The sequence below is a fragment of the Kineosporia sp. NBRC 101731 genome (genome assembly GCF_030269305.1).
Classification (GTDB): Bacteria; Actinomycetota; Actinomycetes; order Actinomycetales; family Kineosporiaceae; genus Kineosporia.
This window is the reverse complement of record NZ_BSTC01000021.1, coordinates 1-20686: the sequence shown is the minus strand read 5'-3', so window position 1 is coordinate 20686 and position 20686 is coordinate 1. Positions and strand designations below refer to the sequence as shown.

The following is a 20686-nucleotide window of genomic DNA, read 5'->3' as shown; positions in this document are numbered from 1 at the left end:
GTCCTGCCCGGCCCGTTGACCCCTGGCTCACCGTTCCGTTACGCCTCCGCAGACCTCCCGTAACAGAAACCACCATCGTCCTGTCCTGACATGACCTGTCCGGACCAACCGATGCCCCCTGCTCACATCCCAGACCCCCAAGGATGCCTTCACCATGTCCGAGCCCATCACCCCGGCCGAGCCGAACGAACCCCAGCTTCCCGCCAAGCCGCGCAACAACCGCCGCACGGCGATCATCGCCGGTGCCGCCGCCGCGGTCGTCGTGATCGCGGGCATCGCCTTCGCCGTCACCTCGGGCGGCGACGATGACGACGACACCGCCGCCGGCGTGGCAGGAACGGCGCAGACCGTCAGCATCGGTGTCGCGGACGCCTCGCAGGCCTACTGGAAGACGTACCAGGACCTGGCCAAGAAGGAACTGAACGTCGACGTCAAACTGGTCAACTTCAGTGACTACAGCCAGCCGAACCCGGCGCTGAAGCAGGTCCAGACCGACCTGAACCAGTTCCAGCACATCCAGTACCTGGCGGACTACAACGTCACCAGCAAGGACACGATCCAGCCGATCGGCACGACCGCGGTCTACCCGCTGCCGCTGTACTCCACCAAGTACACGTCCCCCGAAGACATCCCGGCCAAGGCCAAGATCGCCATCCCGAACGACACGATCAACGAGGCCCGGGGCCTGCTCGTGCTCCAGGCAGCTGGCCTGCTCACCCTGAAGGACGGCGGCGGCGCCTTCTCCAGCGTCGACGACATCGACACCAGCAAGATCGAGGTCGTGCCGCTGGACGCGTCGCAGACCGCCGGTGCGGTGAAGAGCGGCTCCACCGCCGCGTCGATCGTGAACAAGAACTTCGCCACCGACGCCGGCCTGAAGACCGATGAGGCGATCTACCAGGACGACCCCTCCAGCGACGTGGCCGCGCCGTACGTCAACATCTTCGCGGCCCGCGCGGAGGACAAGGACAACCCCACCTACCTGAAACTGGCCGAGCTCTACCACGACCCGTCGGTCGAGAAGGGCGTGCAGGAAGCCAACGGCGGTACCGCGGTCTTCCGTGACACCTCCGCCGCCGACCTGCAGGCCGAGCTGGCGAAGGTGGAGGAACAGGCGCGTGCCGCCAAGTGACGTCCACGTCCGCTTCGAGGATGTGACCAAGACCTTTCCCGGTCGCGGGCGCAAGGATCCCGCGCAGCAGGTGCTGCGCGGGATCGACCTCGAGATCCACCGCGGCGAGATCTTCGGCATCATCGGCCAGTCCGGTGCGGGCAAGAGCACGCTGGTGCGGCTGATCAACGGCCTGGAACCGGTCACGTCGGGGCGGATCACGGTCGGCGACCGGGTGATCAGCGGACTGAGAGAGCGGCAGCTGCGGGACGTGCGGCGCGACATCGGCATGATCTTCCAGCAGTTCAACCTGTTCCGGTCGCGCACGGTGGCCGGAAACGTGGCCTACCCGCTGAAGGTCGCCGGGGTGAAGCAGCCCGAGCGAGACCGGAAGGTCGCGCGGCTACTGGATTTCGTCGGTCTGCTGCAACGTGCCAACGACCACCCCGAGCAGCTCTCGGGCGGTCAGCAGCAGCGGGTCGGCATCGCCCGGGCCCTGGCCACCGATCCCTCGCTGCTGCTGGCCGACGAGGCCACCAGCGCACTCGACCCGGAGACCACCCAGGACGTGCTCAGCCTGCTCAAACAGGTGAACCGCGAACTGGGCATCACGATCGTCATCATCACCCACGAGATGGACGTGATCCGGCAGATCGCCGACCGGGTCGCGGTGATCGACTCCGGTCACGTGGTCGAGAGCGGCAGCGCGTACGACATCTTCGCCGCGCCGAAGACACCCGAGGCCACCCGGTTCGTCAGCAGCACGCTGCGCGACCGGCCCTCGCCGGCCACCCTGGAGCGGCTGCGGGTCTCGCACCCGGGCCGGCTGGTGACGGTGCGGGTGCAGGACCGGCCCGCGTTCCAGAACTCGCTGTCGGCGGCCTTTCTCCAGCGGGACGTCACGGCCGATCTGGTGTTCGGCGGCATCAGCGAGCTGCAGGACCGGCCGGTGGGTAGCCTGACCTATTCCCTGACCGGTACTGACGGATCTGTCGATGAGGTGCTGAAGCAGTTGCGGGCCGACGGTTTCGACCTCGACGAGCACGAGGAGGCGTCACGGTGAACGACTTCGACTGGGAAGTCTTCCAGACGGCCATCGGCCAGACGTTCTTCATCGTCTCGATCTCCGTCGTCGTCGGTGGCCTGATCGGGCTGCTGCTCGGCCTGGTGCTCTACGCCACCCGGCCGGGCAACCTGCTGTCCAACCGACCGGTGTTCATCCTGCTGAACGTGCTGGTGAACATCGTGCGCCCGATCCCGTTCGTGATCTTCCTGGTGGCCATCCAGCCGCTGATGCTCACCGCGATCGGCACGACGATCGGCACCAACGCGGTGACGTTCGCCCTGTCGCTCTCGGCGGCGTTCGCGGTGAGCCGCATCGTCGAGCAGAACCTGCTCACGGTGAACCCGGGCGTCATCGAGGCGGCCCGGGCAGTCGGCGCCGGGCCGGTGAGCATCCTGCTGACCGTGCTCGTGCCCGAAGCTCTCGGCCCGCTGATCCTGGGCTACACGTTCATTTTCGTGGCGATCGTCGACATGTCCGCCCAGGCCGGCCTGTTCGGGGGTGGTGGCATCGGCGACTTCGCCATCACCTACGGCTCGCAGCGCTACAACTGGCCGGTCGTGTACATCAGCGTCGCCGCCATGATCATCCTGGTCCAGGCCGGGCAGTTCCTCGGCAACTACCTGGCCCGAAAGGCCCTGCGTCGCTGACCGGATCCGGAGGCAGCCGAAGGCCCATCAGGCTGCCTCCGGATCCGACGCCACCCGACGCCACCCGTCGCAATCCGACGTCATCCGTCGCCTCACCGTCCTCGCCGCACGGGGCGAGCAACCGTCATGATGTGTCGCATGGACGACTCACGCTGGGACCTGTCCGACAGCGCGGACGAGCGGGCCCTCCTGATCGGCTTCCTGGATTTCCACCGTGCCTCACTGATCCGCAAGTGCTCGGGCCTGAGCGACGAGAACCTGCGGCGCCGCACCGTGCCCAGCTCGCAGCTCACCCTGATGGGCTTACTCCGACACCTGTCAGCGGTCGAGCGCTGGTATTTCCAGGTCGTTCTGGCCGGCGGGTCACCACCTGAGCTCTTCACCGAAACCGACCAAGCCGATGAGGAGTTCACCCACCTTGCCGGGGCGACCGGCACAAGTGCCATGGCGGTATGGCAGGCCCAGGTCGATCACTCGCGCAGGATCGCCGCAGAGATGGCCCTCGACCACACGGTCACCCATCCGGTGAACGGCCGCACCCTCACACTGCGGTGGGTACTGCTGCACCTCGTCGACGAGTACGCCCGGCACAACGGCCACGCCGACCTGATCCGTGAGGCCGTCGACGGGTGCACCGGTGAATAGGTCGCCGTCTCGTGGATGACACCGCTGTGGCTGAGGTGAAGAAAATTCAGCGTGGGTGCATCAGAAGTCGATCGAGATGCCCAGTTCCCGGGCCAGGCTCGGTGCCAGGGAGACCAGGTCACCCTCCTGCACCGTCGCACCCTTGAGTCCACTCACACCCCCGACGTCGTGCAGTGCGCAGTCCGTGAACACCACGTTCGACATGGTCGCGTTCGCGAACTGGGCGCCCGACAGGTCACAGCCGACGAACTCGACGTGGCTCAGCTCGGCCCACTGAAAGTCCACCTGCTGCATGGTGCAGTTCCGGAACGCGACCGACCGCAGCTTGCTCTGGCGGAACCGGGCCAGATCCACCCGGCACTCGACCAGCAGCACGTCACGCAATAGCCCGCAGCTCCAGGACGAGCCCGTCAGCCGACAGCCCTCGAGCCGACTCTGCAACAGTGAGACATCGTTGCACTGAGCGTTCGCCAGGTCGGAGCGCTCCAGTTCGCTGTCCGAGATGATCACCTGGTCGAACGAGACCGACGACAGCCGCACCGATGCCAGGCGGCACTCCTCGAGGTCGCAGCCGTACAGCTCCAGACCACTGAAATCCGAACCCTGATAGCCAATTCCCCGTAGGGTTCGCTCGTCGCCGAGATCGTGGTCGGGCGAGACCGCCGGCGACAGGGCCCGCTTCTGACTGGGAGCCTTCGGCTTGCGGACGCGCACACTGGACGGCATCGACCGAGTCTATTCAGGGCCGTTGACAGGCCCCGGCCGGTCGATCGGGCCGGGACCGGGTAACAACGGTATTACGCTGTGACACCATGCCGAGCCCGAGCATCGTGTGGATCGACCAGCAGTACGACCGCGAGAACGATGATCGCTACGCCACACACGTCACCGCGTTGCAGTCCGTCTTCTCGGACAGCTTCGGGGACATCTCCCCGGTGACGTTCGCCTGCACCGCCTGGCGGCTGGCGACCGTTCCCTATCTCGATCCCGGCTACGTCCGGTTCCACCGACGGGTACTGGGCGTGATCTGCGAGCGCAACGCGTGGGACGGGTCGCTGATCGCCCGGGTCCAGCTTGTCTCCCCCCTGCCCGGGCCGCTGGCCCGGACCCAGGTCTGGGGGCACGACCGCGGGTGGAAGAGCTGGCCGGCGGTGTTGGGGCATTACCTGCCGCCCTCACCGCAGGAGCTGGCGAGGTTCCCGTTCGTGCGTCCGGTGCTCCTGGTCGACGCCCCGTTGCCCCTCACCGATCTGCCCCCGGCACCGGAGCGACCCGGGCCTGAACTGGCGGAACTGGCCCAGAGGGCGGTGTCGGTCCTGACCCGCGAACTCAATGATCTCCTCAGTCCCATCATCAATACATTGGAGTCCGGCTAGCGTCCGATTAGCGAGCTAAACCGCCCATTAACCGGATTCTGGTACCGTCCGGTACGGAATGCGCTTCGGTTGCGTTCGGGGCCTGGGCTCATCGGATCCTGGGCACCCGACGCCACGGCTGATGGGTGGCTCGGCTTGACCAATCCGCAGTGGGTGGGCGATGACATCGACCTCACCCGTCCCAGCGTCTCCCGGATGTACGACTACTACCTCGGGGGCTTCCACAATTTCGGGCCCGACCGGGAGATGGCCGAGAAGGCGATCGCCGGGTGGCCGGAACTCCCCCAGATCATGCGCGCGAACCGGGCGTTCCTGCGGCGCGGGGTCACCTACCTGATCGACCAGGGCGTGCGCCAGTTCCTCGACATCGGCTCGGGCATCCCGACGGTGGGCAACGTGCACGAGGTGGCGCAGGAGCTGGCCCCGGACGCGAAGATCGTCTATGTCGACACCGACCCGGTCGCCGTCGCGCACAGCAAGCAGCTGCTCGAGGGCAACACCGGCGCAGCGGCGCTGTCCGGTGACTTCACCCGGCCCGCCGAGCTGCTCCAGGAGGTGCAGCAGCTCGGGTTGCTGGACCCGCAGAAGCCGACCGCGGTGCTGCTGAACGCCCTGCTGCACTTCGTTCCGGACGAGGCCAAGCCCGCGGAACTGATCGCGCACTACCGCGACTGGAGCGCGACGGGCAGCTACCTGATGATCAGTCACGCCACGCACGAGCTGCACCCCACCGAGCAGACGGAGGGCTTCAAGCAGCTCTATCGCAACGCGACCAGCCAGATGCGTTTTCGAGGACGGGACGAGGTCGCGACCTTCTTCGAGGGCTACGACCTGGTCGAGCCCGGCATCGAGCTGCTGACCCGCTGGCGCCCGGACGAAGCCTCCTCCACCCAGGACGCGGAGCGCTTCCCCGGATGGGCCGGAGTCGGCCGGAAGCCATGAGCAGCAGCATTTTTCCCGGATGAGCCAGAAACGTCTGAGCGCGGACTGGGAACTGGCCCTGCGTGAGTCCGGCGACCCGCTGGCGGGGCAGGACTTCGCCCATCTCGCGGAGCGCCTGGCCATGGTGACACTGGCCGGGCTGACCCCGACGGCCGATGCGGAGAAGTCCGGCCGCCGGCTGGGCCGGATGCTGGCCGACGCGCACTTCACCGCGCCCCGGGCGATCGGGCAGGCCGTGATGGTGCTGGCCCGGTACGCCCCGGACGTGGGAGACCTGCATCGCGAGCGCCAGCTGCTGCTCATGCAGGGCGGGCTGGCGGCCGGTCACGCCTCGGCGGTGCAGCAGCGACTGCTGACCCACCAGGAAGCCATCCACCAAGCCGCGTCGGCGGCTCGCGACGAGGTCGCCCAGGCACTGTCCGAGTCGGAGGCCCGCTGGCGGCGACTGGTCGACCAGGCTCCGGTGGGCATCGCGATCGGCGACATCGAGGGCAACATCCTCGAGGCGAACGCATCGCTGCAGCGGATGCTCGGGTTCACGCTCGACGACATGCGCGGCATGCGGATCGAGCAGTTCACGCACCCGGAGGACGGCGAGGACGTCTGGGAGACGTACGCCGACCTGGTCGCCGGACGCAGCGACGAGTACCGGATGGAGAAGCAGTACGTCCGCAAGGACGGCGAGGTCGCCTGGACCAACCTGAGCGTGAGCCTGATCCGCGACCCCGACGGTGAGCCGGCGTTCCAGGTAGCGGTGGTCGAGGACATCACGGAGCGGCACACGCTGCAGGAGCAGCTCAGCCACGAGGCCACGCACGATCCGCTGACGGGTCTGCCGAACCGGGTGCTCTTCCTGCGCCGTCTGGATCGTGCGGTGGCCGACCCCGGTCCGGACGACCGGGTGGCGGTGCTGTTCATCGACCTGGACGGGTTCAAGTTCGTCAACGACTCGCGGGGCCACATCGTCGGCGACCGGGTGCTCATCGCCGTGGCCGAACGTCTGGCCGAGGCCGCGCAAGCCTCCGGGGCGCTGGTGGCGCGACTGGCCGGCGACGAGTTCGTGGCGTTGCTGTCCAGTCGTCGGGGAGAGCAGCGGCCGATGACGGTGGCCGAGGAACTACTGGCCGCGCTGAAGAAGCCGCTGAATGTCACCGGACAGCTGCCCGTGCAGGTCGGCGCCAGCATCGGCGTGGTGGAACTGGCTGCGGCGGGCGCCAACTCGGCCGAGATCATGCAGGCGGCCGATCTGGCCCTGCATGCGGCGAAGGAGGCCGGCAAGGGCCGCGTGGTGGAGCACGATCCTCAGCGTCGGGCCGGTCAGCTGACGAAGTTCCAGGTGGCGATGCAGCTGCCGGGTCTGGTGGAGCGTGGTGAGCTGGCGCTGGTCTACCAGCCCCTGGTGCGCCTGGACACCGGCGCCGTGCACAGTGTGGAGGCACTGCTGCGCTGGAACCACCCGCACATGGGGCCGCTGTCGCCGGACATGTTCATCCGGATCGCCGAGGAGAACGCCGCGATCCTGCCGATCGGGCGCTGGGTGCTCGACCGGGCCTGCGCCGACATGGCGGTCAGTGCGTGGCCCGCCGTGAACATCAATGTCAGTGTGCGACAGCTGTACTCGCCGCGGTTCCTGAACGACATCAAGCGCGCGCTGGACCTGGCCCAGATCGAGCCGTCGATGCTGCGGGTGGAGATCACCGAGAGCGTGGTGATGAACCTCGACGATCCCGAGCCGGTCGCGGTACTGGACACCTTGGTGAACATGGGGGTTCGTCTGGTGATGGACGACTTCGGCACCGGTTACAGCAATCTCGCGGCCCTGCGACGCCTGCCCTGGCATGAGCTGAAACTGGCCGGCGCCTTCCTGGAGAGTTCCCGCGCCGGGCAGGCCTGGTCGCCGACCGACCAGCGCATCCTGCAGACGCTGGTCGAGCTCGCCCACAGCATCGACCTGCTGGTGACGGCCGAGGGCGTGGAGACCGCGGAGCAGGACCAGCAGGTGCGGGAGATCGGCTGCGACGTGGGGCAGGGCTGGTTCTACGCCAGACCCGCCCCCGTCATCATCCAGCCCTCAGCGACCCGCCGGCCCGCCGCCAAACCCACGCCCCCGCAGGCCCGGCGCAACGGGAGCGCCCCGAACACCGCACCCATGCCGACGATTCAGGTGCGTCGCTGAGGTCAAGGGTCAGAGCGCAAGGACGCACGGAGCAAGGAAGGCTCAGGGCGTCCACTTGATCGTCGGGTTGACGTGGCCGGTCCAGTCGAACGTGGCCATGTTGTCCCAGCCGTTCCCGCTCGTGGCGATGTTCGCCGGGTCCCAGCCGTTGCCCGCGTTCGGCCCGTACCAGGTCGGTTCCCAGTAGAAGACACCGATCGCCCCGGCGTTGCGGGCGGTGTTCTGTACGTAGGAGAACTCGGTGGCCTGCCCGGCCCAGGAGGTGGTGATCCCCTCACAGGTGGCCGAGGTCACCGAGTTGGAGGTGCTGTCGGCGTTGGAAGCGGTGAAGGGGAAGGCCGTCTCGGCGATGACCACCGGCTTGGAGTACCGCGTGCGCATGTCGGTGATCACGTTGTAGAGGTTCGCCAGGGTGCCGTGCCACATGCAGTAGTACGACAGTCCGGTGATGTCCCAGTTGACGCCCTTGGCCTTGATCCCGTCGTAGAACCAGCGGGCGTTGGTCAGGCTGTCCGAGTTCGCGGTGTGGATGATCACCTGGGTCGAGCTGTTGCAGGCCTTGGTCGCGTTGTAACCGGCCTTCAGCAGCAGACTCAGATTGGTGAAGTCACTGTTCACGACTTTGCCGTCGTTCCAGAGCATTCCGACGTTGATCTCGTTACCGATCTGCACGCTGTCCGGGGTCGTGCCCTGGGCCTTGAGCGTGGTGCAGAGGTTGTAGGTGTAGTCGTAGACGTCGGTCTGCAACTGGGCGATGTTGTGACTGGCCCACGCGGCCGGCTTGCCCTGCTTGCCGGGGTCGGCCCAGGTGTCGGAGTAATGGAAGTCGACCAGCAGCTTGAGCCCCTTGGCCTTCACCGTCTTCGCGTAGGCCGCGACCTTGGCGGCGTTGTTGTATCCGCTGGTGGGGTTGTTCCAGACCCGGAGCCGGGCGTAGTTCACGCCGTTGGCCTTGAGGATGTCGAGCGCGTCCTGCTGCGTGCCGGCGGCGTTGTAGAACTTCAGCCCCAGCTCGTTGCTGCGTTGCAGCGTGGACACGTCGGCCCCGAGCATGGTCAGACTGTTGGCCGCACTGGCGGTCGGCGGTGCGGTGATGCCGGCGGTGAGCAGGGCGGCGAGCGCGGCCACCGTTCCCGCCAGGTTCCTGAACTTCATCTGCTGCTCCACTCGTCTTTGAGGTGGACCGGACTGTGAGCGCTCACAGTCTCACGCGGCAGACATTCCGGACAAGAGTGGACAGTCAACGGGACCGGCGGACGAGCCCCGGCGAACCCAGAACGAGCACCGGACGAGCACAGAACAGGCTCAGAACGGGCTCTCAGGCCGAGCCGCGCCGCACCAGCGTCGTCGGGAGAACCCGCGAGGAAGCCGGCCGCCCGTCGATCAGCTGCCGCAGCACCTCGACCATCTCCGCCGCTACCTGGGCCAGTGGCTGCCGCACGGTGGTGAGCGGGGGCCGGGTCGCCGGGGCGATCGCCGAGTCGTCGAACCCGCCGACCAGCACGTCGTCGGGCACCCGCCGACCGGCCTCGTACAGCGCCTCCAGAGCACCCACCGCCAGCAGGTCGGAGGCGACGAAAACGGCATCCAGGTCGGGACATCCGGCCAGCAGCGCGGCCATCGCGGCGTGCCCGGCGGCGATGCTGAAGTCGGTGGCCCGCACGATGCCCCCCTCGGGCACCCGGGACCCGAGCACGTCGCGGTAGCCGGCCAGCCGCTCCACCCCGCCGGCCGTGTCGTCCGGCCCGGCGACCGTGGCGATGCGGTGGCGCCCCCGGTCGATCAGGTACTGGGTGATCAGCCGGGCTCCCCCGCGGTCGTCGGCCGCGACGTAGGGCATCCGCAGCCCGGCGTCCGGAGGCCGGCCGCAGACCACCACCGGCAGCCCGGCCGCGTCCAGCTCGGTGGCCAGCGGGTCTCCGGTGTGCGTGGACACCAGCAGCACGCCGTCGACGTGCCCGCCCTGGACGAACCGCATCACCCGGGAGCGTTCCTGCGGCGTGGACGCCAGCATCAGCACCAGGCTGGAGTCGTCCTCGGCGAGGATCTGGGTGCAGGCCCGCAGCAGCGCGTTGAAGACCGGGTCCTCGAACAGCCGGTCCTGCGGTTCGGACAGCACGAAGGCGACCGCTCCCGAGCGCCGGGTGACCAGGCTGCGGGCACTCTGATTGACCACGTACCCGGTCTGCCGCATGGCCGCCCGCACCGCGGCCTGTGATTCCGGGCTGACGTGGAAGGCCCCGTTCAGCACCCGGGACACGGTGCCCCGGGACACCCCGGCCACCTCGGCGACGTCTTCCATCGTCGGGCCACGCCGTTGCGCCCGGCGGGCAGCGCCCCGAGACTTCGGGTGCACGCTCGCGCCGTCCGACATGCCGCTCCCCACCTCACCGACTGATGTCGTTGCACGATAGCCGGTGCCGGTTCTCAACTGTTGACAAATCGGTCGTGCACACGTGACTGTGAGCGCTCACAGTGCCAGACCGGTGCCGTGACGTTCACCCGGAGGTCATCGATGCCCTCGTCCAGCGTTCCCCTGCCCAGCCCCGCATCAGGACTGTCCCGAAGAGCTGCCCTGGCCGCCGTGGGTGGGATAGCCCTCACCGGTTTCGCCGCGTCCCCGGCCGATGCCGCCAGTACAGCCGGTCGCACAGCCGGCCACGCAGACACCGCCCTGAGCATCCGCGGCGCCGACCTGTCCTTCCTTCCGCAGCTGGAGGAGGCCGGGGTCCACTACCGCGACCTGGCCGGCCGCGTCCGCCCGGCCGAGCGGATCATCGCCGCCGCGGGGGCCAACCACCAGCGCATCCGGGTGTGGGTCGACCCGCCGGCCGGGTACACCGACCGGAAGCGGGCACTGGCCCTGGCCCGGCGGGCCCACCGGGCCGGGCTGAAGATCGTGCTCGACCCACACTACTGCGACTTCTGGGCCGATCCGAGCAAACAGCCGATCCCGGCCGGCTGGCCCACCGACCTGGCCGGGCTGACCGAGAAGGTCCGCACCTACACCCGGGATCTGGTGCGGGATTTCGCCGCCCAGGGCACGCCGGTCGACATCTTCCAGATGGGCAACGAGATCACCGCCGGGATCCTCTGGCCGGTCGGGCAGCTCTACCCGGCCGACGGCTCCCAGCACTGGGAGGAGTTCGCCACCCTGCTCAAGGCCGGTATTGCCGGTGCCCGTCAGGGTGCGGGCCGGCGCCCCCTGAAGGTGATGCTGCACATCGACCGCGGCGGCAAGCTGGCCGACACCCGCTGGTTCTTCGACAACATCACCACGCAGCAGGTGCCTTTCGACATCATCGGTCAGTCGTACTACCCGATGTGGCACGGCTCGCTGGCGGATCTACGTGCCAACCTCGAAGATTCGGTGGCCCGATACGGAAAACCGGTGCTGCTGGCTGAGGTCAGCTACCCATGGACGTTCGAGGACGGCGACGGCCGGGGCAACATCGTCACCCCCGACGCCGTGCTGCCCGACCTGGACCGGTTCCCGGCCACCCCGGCCGGGCAGGCCGGCTTCTACCAGGCCCTGCGCGAGGTGCTGGTGGGGGTGCCGGGTGGCAACGGGCTGGGATTCCTGGTCTGGGAGCCGGAATGGATTCCGGGCGTGGGCTGGCAGCCCGGCGCCGAGGCGTCGAACGACAACCTCACCCAGTTCGACTTCACCGGCCGCGCCCTGCCCTCGATCAGGGCCTACCGAAAGCCCTGATCACATGTTGCTCACGCCGATGTAGAAGAACGTACCGCCCAGGACGATCAGGCCGCCGAACGCCGCCGACATGATCATCAGGGCCTGCCGTGTGCTGATCCACACGCGCACCAGCAGATAGGTACTCGCGGTGGCGACCAGGGCCATCGGCGCCAGGTAGGAGATGAACAAGGACGCGGCGGTGGTCACGAGCATCATGACCACCGCCGTGGCCACCGCGCGCCGACGGCCGAGGTCGTGATGCAGCACCCCGTAGGTGCTGACCGCGGTGGCCGTGGCGATGAAGGCGATCATCGCGAAGATGTCCAGGCGGGCCAGGCCGACGGCGGCGAAGAAGCTCGCGGCCACGGCCACCAGGGTGAGCGCACCGGTCCGCACCGGCTGCCGGTGTCCGCGTCGCCAGGCCACCAGCAGGGCCATCACCGCGGCGTACCCGGCCGTGCAGAGGATCAGGAAGATCAGGGCGATGTCCACGGGCGCTTCTCCTAGGGTCATTTTCGGTGCAGGAGAAGCCTGTCAGCGGGATCCGCGCGCCCGCGTCCCGCAAAAGTCGCACCGGCGGGCCCGGTGTGGACGTCGTCCGAAAGTCTGACGGAAGACGCCCAGCACCAGGACCGTGATCCCGCCTACGTGCTCAGATCTCGCCCGTCACCACGAGGCTCTGCCGGGCCAGCACGTTCGCCGAGACCAGGAACCCGAGGTAGGCGGGCGTGCTCTGCGCGGTCACCTCGATCTTCTCGACGCCCAGCGCGTGCACGGTGAAGACGTAACGGTGCGGACCGTGGCCGGCCGGCGGGGCGGCCCCGATGAACTGCGCCGTCCCGGCGTCGTTGCGCAGCTGGAAAGCGCCTGCGGGCAGGCCGGAACCGTCGGCGTCACCGGCGCCCTCGGGCAGTTCGGTGACCGAGGCCGCGATGTCGGCGACCGCCCAGTGCCAGAAACCCGACATGGTCGGCGCGTCCGGGTCGTACCCGGTCACCGCGTAGCTCTTCGTGCCCTCCGGGGCACCCGACCAGCTCAGCTGCGGGGAGACATCGGCGCCACCGGGCACGCCCATGGCGCCGGAGTACTGCGCGGGCGGCAGGGTCGCCCCGTCGGTGACCGTCGAGCTGGTCAGCGTGAAACCCGGCACCTCCGGCAGACCGGCGAAGGGGTCGTTGCTGTTCATGGCGTTCCTTCCGTGGATGAGCCCAGGATGATGGGCTCCCGTTCCTCCGGGCGAAGGTCCGATTATCCCGGTTCAGTCACCACTGCCTGGAGGACGCCCAGCAGGCACGGCGGTTCCGCTCCCGTCGGGAGCGCCTCGAGCAGGCGGGGCGGGTAGTGGATCTTGCGCCCGGAGCGGGTACCGAGAAACCGGTGCAGCTGGGCCTCGACCGGCTCCCGACGATGATCGGGCTGGTGGGCGAAGGTCTCGAACCGCGCCAGGTCCCCCTCGGCCCGGACGACCTCCAGCACCGCGTCCGCTCCCAGGGCCCGGATCAGCTCGTCCTCAAGATCCGTGACGCAGGCGTGGAACCCCCGCGCGGCCAGGTCCGCACGGGCCGGCCCGTCCTCGAAGAGGTCCTGCCGCGAGCCCAGGTACCGGGGGAACCAGCCCGCCCGTTCCAGGCCCCGGCGCACGTAGCCGATCTCGGCCTCGTCGTAGAGCCCGGCCAGCGGCAGGCCCAGCCCCGCCGGGCCGAGCCGCCCGACGAAGTGGGCGATCCCCGAAGCCCCGCCCATCGACACCACCAGGATGTGCAGCGCAGCCAGGTCGACGCCCGTGCGGCGGGCCGTCGCCTCCACCGCGGCCCGATCGCTCTCCCCCTCGACCAGCACCACCGCGGCCGCACCGGTGGCGACGGCCAGGTCGAGGGCTTCGGCAGGCTGCACGCCGGAACTCTCTCACCCACCCGGGCGCTCAAGCTACTCACAGTTAAAAGCTCGCCTAATGCCTCCGGAACCCCTGCCGATATTGCAGATCGCGGCACTCATCACCGATCCCCGAGCCACCGAGGACCACGAGATCGCATGGAACACATCGAGTCAGCACGGGACCGGCTCGCGGCGCTCCGTGCCGCCCCGGACAGCACAGTCTGGTCGATCCTGATCGGGGAAGAGGCGGCCGAGGCCGAACTCACGCGCCTCAGCCGGCTCCCCGGAGCACCACTACGGGGCTGGCTGGTCTCGGTCAAGGACAACGTCGACGTGGCCGGTTTGCTCACCAGCGCGACCACGGGACGCCCGTTGTACACCCCCGACGTGGACGCCCCGGTCGTGGCCGCCCTGCGGGAGGCGGGTGCGTTCATCGCGGGCAAGACGACCATGGGGCAGCTGTCGATCGGCAGTCGCGACGTCTCGGGCGACCTGTCGTCGGTGGCCGACCCGACCCTGATCGCCGGGGGCTCCGGTGGAGCGGTGTCCGTCGCGCGAGGGCTGACGGACATCTCCATCGGCACCGACGCGGGCGGGTCGGGACGAGTCCCGGCCGCCTTCAACGGCATCATCGGGCTACGGCCGACCCCGGGCCTGATCCCGGCCGCCGGTGCGGTGCTCTCCGCCCCCGGCTACGAGTCCATGAGCATCTACGCCCGCGATCTGGACACCGCCGAGCAGGCACTCGCCGTGCTCGTGCGACACCACCTCGACGTGCCCGGCAGCCGCCCCTGGCCGGCCGACGCGCCGCTCGCCGCCCCTGCCCACGTGCGCATCGGCGTGCCCACCCCCAGCGAACTGGACCCGCTGACACCGGCCTGGCGCAGTGCCTTCGAGGGGGCGCAGCGGCGGCTCGACCAGAAGCGGTTCACGATCGTGCCGGTCGACATCGCCGAGCTGATCGGCGCCCGGCTGCCCTACGACGTCGCGTTGCTGCGTGACCTGCAGATCCAGCGGACGATGGCTGCCCGGGCGAGCGCGCTGTGGGACCACATCGACGTGCTCATCACCCCGACCGCGCCCGGTCACCCGTCCCATCAGCAGGCGATCAGCGACCCGGCCGGCGTGAACTCGTGGCTCGGCACCTACACGAACTTCGTGAACCTGCTCGATCTGGCGGCCATCGCCATGCCGATGAACACCGACGTCAGCGAGCCGGTCGGGGTCACGCTGATCGGTCCCGCGTTCAGCGACCGGGTACTGCTCGACGTCGCCGCCCGGCTGCGCCCCGACCTGGCACCGCTGCAGGCCTGGCTGCCCGGGCACCACGAGATCGCCGTCGTCGGGGACCTGTGCCGGGGCGGTGCCGCGGAGAGCGAACTGTCGCGCCACGGGGCGCGATTCGTCCGGGAGGTGCGCACCTCACCGGAATACGTGGTGCACCGCAGCGGACTGGTGCGGCGACCGGGGGCCTCGGGCGTCACCGCCGAGATCTGGGCCCTTCCCTCGGCCTCGCTCTCCCCGCTCCTGGCCGGACTCCCCACCCCCCTCAGCCTCGGCACGGTCCGTCTCGACGACGGCAGCATCGTCAGTGGTTTCGTCTGCGAACCCGGCGTCACCTTCCCCGTGACGCGCCCACCGACCGGCACGACGACTCCAGAAAACGCCGAAGAGAGGCCGCACATGCCCCGCACCCCCGGTGACCGCATCGCCGAGATCGACGGACTGTTCGCTGCCCGGGCGCTGGAACACATTCGTCCGCTCATCAGCGAGGAACTGCTCGAGGAGCACCGCAAGGCCCCGCTCACGATCACCAGTCCCGGGCTGCGGTACCTCCTGGACCAGATCGCCCAGGCCCCCGCCACCGACTCCCTGGCCGTGCTCGCGCTCAAGCCGGGCGAGAGCTATCAGGTGATCCGCCGGGCCGCGCGCCGCGGTTTCCCGAACGACCTCAGTGATGTGCGCCGCTACCCCACCGAGGAGGCCGCGCTCCACGAGATCCTCCTGCGCCGTCTGGCCTCCCTAGGCCTGCGGCCCCGGGTGTCCGGCGACGACACCGGCGTGATGGCCATCGAGCCCGACGTCACTCTGCCCCGCGTCATCGGGTACACCGACCGGCTCGGCGTGAAGCAGGGCACGGGGGTGGACGTGCACCTCTCGTCCACCCACCCGGTGACCGTCTCCGCCGACCTGGTGTCCCTCGGCGACCCCGAGGTGGTCGCCTCGTTCGGCGAGATCCAGGTGACCCCGCAGCGCACGGTGCTGGGCTCGTGCGCCGTCACCGGTCTGCTTCCGGTCGAGATCTCCGTGCTCAGCGTCATCTTCATGCCCACCGGGATCGGCAACGGACGTCAGGTGGTGGTCTCGCAGGACGGTCCGGAGGGCTGGTGGTTCGGTCTCGACCAGGAGGGATACCCGCAGCTGACCACGGTGGGCACCACCTCGTCCGCCAAGAAGCCACTGGTGAATGGGGTCTGGTACATGGTGGCCGTGGAGGCGGGCGAGCAGGGCTCGTTCACCGTCGCCACCGTGCCCGCGCCGCGCTCGGGCTGGACCTCCGGCGTGAACCTGATCCCGGCGACCGTCACCGCCGGGGCGGCGCTGACCATGACCGACCAGCCGGTGCGCTTCGCCGCCCGGGCCGACGGGGACTTCTGGACGGACTCCTTCGACGGCAAGATCGAGACGCCGGTGGCCCTGTCCGGGAGCTCGGGCGCCGACGTGGTCAAGAACACCCGGCGCCGCATGCCGGCCCGGGAGCAGGAGACCGCCGTGGTGGTCTGGGACGTGGCGGCCAACCTCGGTGACGAGGGCATCAAGGACCACGAGATCCCGGCCCTGGTGCGCTCGGAGAGCGGAAGCTGGGAAGAAGTGCCCTCGCTGTTCGCCCAGACGCTGAACGCGCCCGCCTGGGGCGTCACCTCGTCGTCGTGGAACGGTATGCAGGACTCGTTCACCCACCGCCCGGACCAGTGGGCGGCCATTCACTTCCACCGCTCCGACCTCGACGACTGCCGCTGGCCGGTCTCCTTCACGGTCGACGTCTCCGACGAGGTGCGCAGCGGCGCCTACGTGGTGCGGCTGTGCGCAGCCGGGTTCGAGACCGAACTGCTGCCCCTGTTCGTCGAGCCGGAGTGGCAGGAGGCACGGCTCGCGGTGATCGTGCCGACGCTGTCGTACCTGGCGGCCGAGGACGAGCCGGCCCCGCCGGTGGTGACCGATGCCGACCTCTACCTGCACGACCACCCGCAGTTCGGGCACCACACCGGTGAGACCCACGCGTCGCTGCGGCGACCGCTGCTGCACCTGCGCTCGACCGGTACCGGCCGCCTGGCCGCCGACATGCAGCTGCTGGCCTGGCTGGACTCCGAGGGCATCGCGTACGAGGTGGTCACCGACCACACGCTGCACGAACAGGGCACCGCGGCACTGCGCCCGTACGCGGCCGTGGCCACCACCAGCCGCCCGTCGCTCTACACCACGACGATGCTGGACGCGGTGGAGGAGTACGTCAACGCCGGTGGACGTTTCGCGTACCTGGGGGCCGACGGATTCTCCACCCGGGTCTCGGTGGACTACCGGCGACCGTGGATGATGGAGCTGCGCCGGCCCGACGCCCGGCCGGGCGAGCTGACCCATGCCTACTCCGGTGAACGGGGCGGTGCCTGGGGCACTCTCGGCCGCCCCACCCACAAGTTCTTCAACGTCGGTGCCACCCCGCAGCGACCCGACCTGGCCGGCTGGTTCCGCCGCCTGACCGACGCCGACGACCCCCGCGCCGCGTTCGTGCTCGAGGGCGTCAGCGAGGAGATCTTCGGTCAGCTACGAGCCCACTGTGTGGACCGGTACGACGCGGCACTGGGCTCCTCGCCCGACGTGCTGGTGCTCGCGACCGGTGAGGGCCTGTCCCGGACCGGTGACCCGGGCGTGCGGGCCGACATGACCTACCGGGTCACGCCCTCCGACGGCGCGGTGTTCACCACCGGGGCGAGTTCCTGGTGCGGGTCACTGGGCAAGGACCCGGTGATCTCCCGGATCACCGGGAACGTGATCCGGCGGTTCGTCGACGAGGAACCCCTGGACTGACGGGTCAGCGGATCTGGAAGGATTCGGGCATGACGCCCGACACTCCCGGACCGCCCTTCCACCTCGTTCCCTCGCCCGGCTCGGACTGGAATCTCGAGCCGGGCGGAGGGTCGATCAGCACCACCGCGCTACCGAGGTCCGACGTCTTCGTCGACCCGGCAGGTGTGGCCGCGCCGAAGCACGACGCGGCCACCCTGCTGGCTCCCGCCCCCGATGGCGACTTCCAGCTCACGGCCCGCGTCACCGTGGACTTCGCCGCCGACTTCGACGCCGGTGTCCTGGTGCTCTGGTTCGACGAGCTGCACTGGGGAAAGCTCTGTTTCGAGTACTCCCCGGCCGGTGAGCCGATGGTGGTCTCGGTGGTCTGCCGGGGCGTCGCCGACGACTCGAACGCCTTCGTGGTGGCCGGGGAGTCGGTCTGGCTACGGGTCTCGCGCATCGACGGGGCATTCGCCTACCATGCCTCCCTGGACGGCAAGACCTGGCCGATGGTGCGCTATTTCGCCATCCCCGAGGGATCGATGGCCGACCTGCGGATCGGGTTCCTGGCCCAGTCGCCGGTAGGCGAGGGCTGCCGGGTGAGGTTCGACGAGGTCACCTTCACAGACGTTCGGCTGGAGAATCTGCGGGACGGCTCCTGACCCCCTCCTTCGCCTGCTGGATCAGCCGGTACACCTGCGCCCGCAACGTCGCGAACCGGGCGTCGGAGCGGGTGGTGAGCTGGTCGCGCTCGTCGGGCAGGTCCACGGTGACGTCCTGGAGAAGTACCGTGGGCCGGTCCGACAGCACCAGCACCCGCTCACCCAGGTAGACCGCCTCGTCGATGTCGTGGGTGACGAAGACGATCGTGACCCCCAGGTGCCGCCACAGGCCCCGCACCAGGTCTTCCAGATCGGCGCGAGTCTGCGCGTCGACCGCGGCGAACGGCTCGTCCATCACCAGCACGCCCGGCCGGTAGGCGACGGCCCGGGCGATCGCGACCCGCTGCTGCATGCCGCCGGACAGCTGCCAGGGATGCGCGTCGTGGCTGTCCAGCAGCCCCACCGCGGCCAGGGCGTCGCTCACCACGGCCCGGCGCTCGGCCCGGCCCAGACCTTTCTCGATGAGCGGACGTTCCACGTTCTGCCGCACCGTCATCCAGGGAAACAGGCTGCGGCCGTATTCCTGGAACACCATGGCCAGGTCCCGCGGCGGCCCGATGACCTTCACCCCGTCGAGCAGCACCTCACCACCCGTGGGCTCCAGCAGACCGCAGATACACCTCAGCAGCGTGGTCTTGCCGGCACCCGAGGGCCCGACCACGGTGAGCAGCTCGCCCCGGCGGACGGTGAAACTCAGCTCCCGGATCGCCTCCACCCGCCGACCGTGCCCGTCGTAGATCTTGCTGAGTTTCCTTATATCCAGGGCGGTCTCGGACTTGCTCTCATGAGTTCCGCCGGCCATCAGACTCCCCGATCTGCCTGCCGCTGGCCCCGGTACCAGGCCAGCGCGCGATGTTCGACGATGCGGAAGATCACGGACAGCGCCACCCCGAGCAGACCGAGCACGATGATGCCCGTCCACATCTGCGGTATGGCGAAACCCCGCTGGAACTGCACGACCGACGCACCCAGGCCGTGATTGGCACCGAACAGCTCACTGATCACCATGAGGATCACCGCGATCAACAGCGCCTGCCGGGCCCCGGCCGCGATCTGTGGGCTCACGGCGCGCAGCACCACGGCACGCAGCAGTGTCACCCGGCGGAACCCGTAGCTGCGGGCCGTGTCCAGCAGCCGCCGAAGTCCTTGCCCTTCTCGCCGGTCGAGGCCACCCCCTCGCCGACCACCTTCAGCGGAAGCCCCTGCGAGGCGGCGACCAGCAGTGACGTGGTGTTACTGAAACCGAAATCGTACTGACCACTCACCACCCCCGGGCACGATGGCGGCTCCACCCTGGGCGGTCTGCAGTTCGAGCTTCAGCCCTTGTTTCTCGAAGAATCCCTGTTCAACCCCCAGGTAGACGGGGGCAACGTCGAGAATGGGCACCAGGCCCACCTTCACAGTCGTCGTGCCGCCCGGTTCGGACGACTCGTCGGATCCCCCGCAGGCGGCCAATGTCAGCGCCGCGACGAACAGCACGATCGATCCCCGGAACGGTCTGCGCATCGCCGGCTCCTCAGTTGTACGGCTCTGTTCTTGCCATAGCGTTCTTGCCATAGCGTTCTTGCCACAGCGTTCTTGCCACAGCGTTCTTGCCACAGCGAACCCAGTTGCCGATCACTCACCCAAGTCGGTTGTCGACAATCAAGTCAACGATTTTCCCGACCACTGGGCGACAAAAGGGACTTGTTACCCTGGTGTGGATGGTTGACGCTTTCGTGGAAGCTACGGTTGCCAGCTCTTCACTGATCGAATCACGAACTGCTTCAGCACTTTTAGCGGAGTCAGCAGAATAGTCCAGGCCCGGGTGCCCGGGACGCCCGCGCCGGAAGAATCCCGCAGAGTCCTTCATACGACAGAGGGGCTGGACGAGGTGCATCGCGACGCCCGTCCGTGTACCGGCACAGCCGGCAGCCCGCCCCGAAGCAACCAGGCCGCCGTCCGTCCGAGCCGAAGGACCAGCGTGCGGGAACTCGACCACGTCGACCACGTCGACCACGTCACTACCTGTCCCACCACCTACCTCACCGTCGACACCCTCACGTATCCGCGAAATCCATGACCACAGAGATAGTCACCGGATTCACGTGATCTTCCGGTGGCACCCTCAGAAGGGCGGTTCTCCCCCGTACTGCTCGGGGACCGCCGGGTCCGGGCGGTCACGGGGGTCGACGCGCCGTAGTTCTTGCTGCCATTCCTCCTGACGGATGCGGTCCCGGGTGGCGCGGTCGGGTTCGCCGGGTAGCGGTTCGGGAATCTCGATGTGGTGCTGGCCCAGGCGGCTGCGCCATTCGATGGTCCCTTCTGGATAGGGCTCGTCGGGGCGGGTCAGGCGCGGTGTCCAGGCTGCGTGGGTCTTGAGGCGATGGTGGAATCGGCACAGCGGGACAAGGTTGCAGGGGCAGGACTTTCCACCTTTGGCGAAGG

Annotated in this window: 17 protein-coding genes and 3 pseudogenes; 10 read left to right on the top strand and 10 right to left on the bottom strand. The window is 68.8% G+C overall.

What is annotated here, in order from left to right; translation table 11 throughout:
• Positions 1 to 154: 154 nt before the first annotated feature.
• The 4 genes from QSK05_RS33570 to QSK05_RS33555 all read left to right on the top strand — a co-directional run bounded on the left by QSK05_RS33570 (position 155) and on the right by QSK05_RS33555 (position 3469).
• Positions 155 to 1132, top strand: a complete 978-nt coding sequence (locus QSK05_RS33570) for a MetQ/NlpA family ABC transporter substrate-binding protein (protein ID WP_285601443.1) — start codon at positions 155 to 157, stop codon at positions 1130 to 1132.
• Positions 1119 to 2174 carry a methionine ABC transporter ATP-binding protein gene (locus tag QSK05_RS33565; RefSeq protein ID WP_285601442.1) on the top strand — a complete coding sequence of 352 codons (1056 nt, stop codon included), beginning with the start codon at positions 1119 to 1121 and terminating at the stop codon, positions 2172 to 2174. The genes QSK05_RS33570 and QSK05_RS33565 overlap by 14 nt, the downstream gene beginning before the upstream one ends.
• A complete protein-coding gene (locus QSK05_RS33560; protein WP_285601441.1) occupies positions 2171 to 2824 on the top strand; it encodes a methionine ABC transporter permease in 654 nt (217 codons plus the stop codon). Before QSK05_RS33565 ends, QSK05_RS33560 begins: the two co-directional genes overlap by 4 nt.
• A gap of 138 nt (positions 2825 to 2962) precedes the next feature.
• Positions 2963 to 3469: a DinB family protein gene (locus QSK05_RS33555; RefSeq protein ID WP_285601440.1), complete on the top strand. Its 507-nt coding sequence runs from the start codon at positions 2963 to 2965 to the stop codon at positions 3467 to 3469.
• A gap of 60 nt (positions 3470 to 3529) precedes the next feature.
• Here the strand turns inward: QSK05_RS33555 and QSK05_RS33550 are convergent, their stop codons facing one another.
• Positions 3530 to 4195 carry a pentapeptide repeat-containing protein gene (locus QSK05_RS33550; protein ID WP_285601439.1) on the bottom strand — a complete coding sequence of 222 codons (666 nt, stop codon included), beginning with the start codon at positions 4193 to 4195 and terminating at the stop codon, positions 3530 to 3532.
• An 86-nt stretch (positions 4196 to 4281) separates the two neighbouring features.
• On the opposite strand from QSK05_RS33550, the gene QSK05_RS33545 reads away from it, so the two are divergent.
• From QSK05_RS33545 to QSK05_RS33535, 3 genes are all read left to right on the top strand, one after another.
• On the top strand, positions 4282 to 4845 hold the full coding sequence (locus QSK05_RS33545) for a hypothetical protein (protein ID WP_285601438.1): 564 nt from the start codon (positions 4282 to 4284) through the stop codon (positions 4843 to 4845).
• A gap of 135 nt (positions 4846 to 4980) precedes the next feature.
• The gene (locus QSK05_RS33540) at positions 4981 to 5787 is read left to right on the top strand and encodes an SAM-dependent methyltransferase (protein WP_285601437.1); all 807 of its coding nucleotides are present in this window, start codon (positions 4981 to 4983) and stop codon (positions 5785 to 5787) included.
• 19 nt (positions 5788 to 5806) lie between these two features.
• Entirely contained in the window at positions 5807 to 7963 is a 2157-nt protein-coding gene (locus tag QSK05_RS33535; RefSeq protein WP_285601435.1) for a putative bifunctional diguanylate cyclase/phosphodiesterase, read from the top strand.
• Between the two features lie 42 nt (positions 7964 to 8005).
• Here the strand turns inward: QSK05_RS33535 and QSK05_RS33530 are convergent, their stop codons facing one another.
• Positions 8006 to 9118, bottom strand: a complete 1113-nt coding sequence (locus QSK05_RS33530; RefSeq protein ID WP_285601434.1) for a glycoside hydrolase family 53 protein — start codon at positions 9116 to 9118, stop codon at positions 8006 to 8008.
• A gap of 163 nt (positions 9119 to 9281) precedes the next feature.
• Positions 9282 to 10337, bottom strand: a complete 1056-nt coding sequence (locus QSK05_RS33525; protein ID WP_285601433.1) for a LacI family DNA-binding transcriptional regulator — start codon at positions 10335 to 10337, stop codon at positions 9282 to 9284.
• Between the two features lie 141 nt (positions 10338 to 10478).
• Here QSK05_RS33525 and QSK05_RS33520 point away from each other — a divergent pair, with 141 nt between their 5' ends.
• Positions 10479 to 11675: a glycoside hydrolase family 53 protein gene (locus QSK05_RS33520; protein ID WP_285601432.1), complete on the top strand. Its 1197-nt coding sequence runs from the start codon at positions 10479 to 10481 to the stop codon at positions 11673 to 11675.
• On the opposite strand, the gene QSK05_RS33515 is transcribed toward QSK05_RS33520, so the two are convergent.
• The 3 genes from QSK05_RS33515 to QSK05_RS33505 all read right to left on the bottom strand — a co-directional run bounded on the left by QSK05_RS33515 (position 11676) and on the right by QSK05_RS33505 (position 13550).
• Positions 11676 to 12149: a hypothetical protein gene (locus tag QSK05_RS33515; protein WP_285601431.1), complete on the bottom strand. Its 474-nt coding sequence runs from the start codon at positions 12147 to 12149 to the stop codon at positions 11676 to 11678.
• Between the two features lie 160 nt (positions 12150 to 12309).
• Positions 12310 to 12843, bottom strand: a complete 534-nt coding sequence (locus QSK05_RS33510; RefSeq protein ID WP_285601430.1) for a YbhB/YbcL family Raf kinase inhibitor-like protein — start codon at positions 12841 to 12843, stop codon at positions 12310 to 12312.
• Positions 12844 to 12905: 62 nt separating this feature from the next.
• On the bottom strand, positions 12906 to 13550 hold the full coding sequence (locus QSK05_RS33505; protein ID WP_285601429.1) for a TOPRIM nucleotidyl transferase/hydrolase domain-containing protein: 645 nt from the start codon (positions 13548 to 13550) through the stop codon (positions 12906 to 12908).
• A gap of 138 nt (positions 13551 to 13688) precedes the next feature.
• On the opposite strand from QSK05_RS33505, the gene QSK05_RS33500 reads away from it, so the two are divergent.
• Together QSK05_RS33500 and QSK05_RS33495 are read left to right on the top strand one after the other, a co-directional pair.
• Positions 13689 to 17618, top strand: coding sequence for an amidase family protein (locus QSK05_RS33500; protein ID WP_285601428.1), 3930 nt, complete (start codon positions 13689 to 13691; stop codon positions 17616 to 17618).
• A gap of 29 nt (positions 17619 to 17647) precedes the next feature.
• On the top strand, positions 17648 to 18259 hold the full coding sequence (locus QSK05_RS33495) for a DUF1349 domain-containing protein (protein ID WP_285601427.1): 612 nt from the start codon (positions 17648 to 17650) through the stop codon (positions 18257 to 18259).
• Here QSK05_RS33495 and QSK05_RS33490 read toward each other — a convergent pair.
• From QSK05_RS33490 to QSK05_RS33470, 4 genes and pseudogenes are all read right to left on the bottom strand, one after another.
• Positions 18219 to 19061 (bottom strand): ABC transporter ATP-binding protein, encoded by an 843-nt coding sequence (locus QSK05_RS33490; RefSeq protein ID WP_285601426.1) that lies wholly within the window; start codon positions 19059 to 19061, stop codon positions 18219 to 18221. The two genes, QSK05_RS33495 and QSK05_RS33490, sit on opposite strands and share 41 nt — an antisense overlap.
• Positions 19061 to 19393 (bottom strand): annotated as a pseudogene (locus QSK05_RS33485) (ABC transporter permease); the annotation flags it as partial. The gene QSK05_RS33490 and the pseudogene QSK05_RS33485, both read right to left, overlap by 1 nt.
• A 2-nt stretch (positions 19394 to 19395) precedes the next feature.
• Positions 19396 to 19765: pseudogene (locus QSK05_RS33475) on the bottom strand (ABC transporter substrate-binding protein); the annotation flags it as partial.
• Between the two features lie 601 nt (positions 19766 to 20366).
• Positions 20367 to 20686 (bottom strand): annotated as a pseudogene (locus tag QSK05_RS33470) (hypothetical protein); the annotation flags it as partial.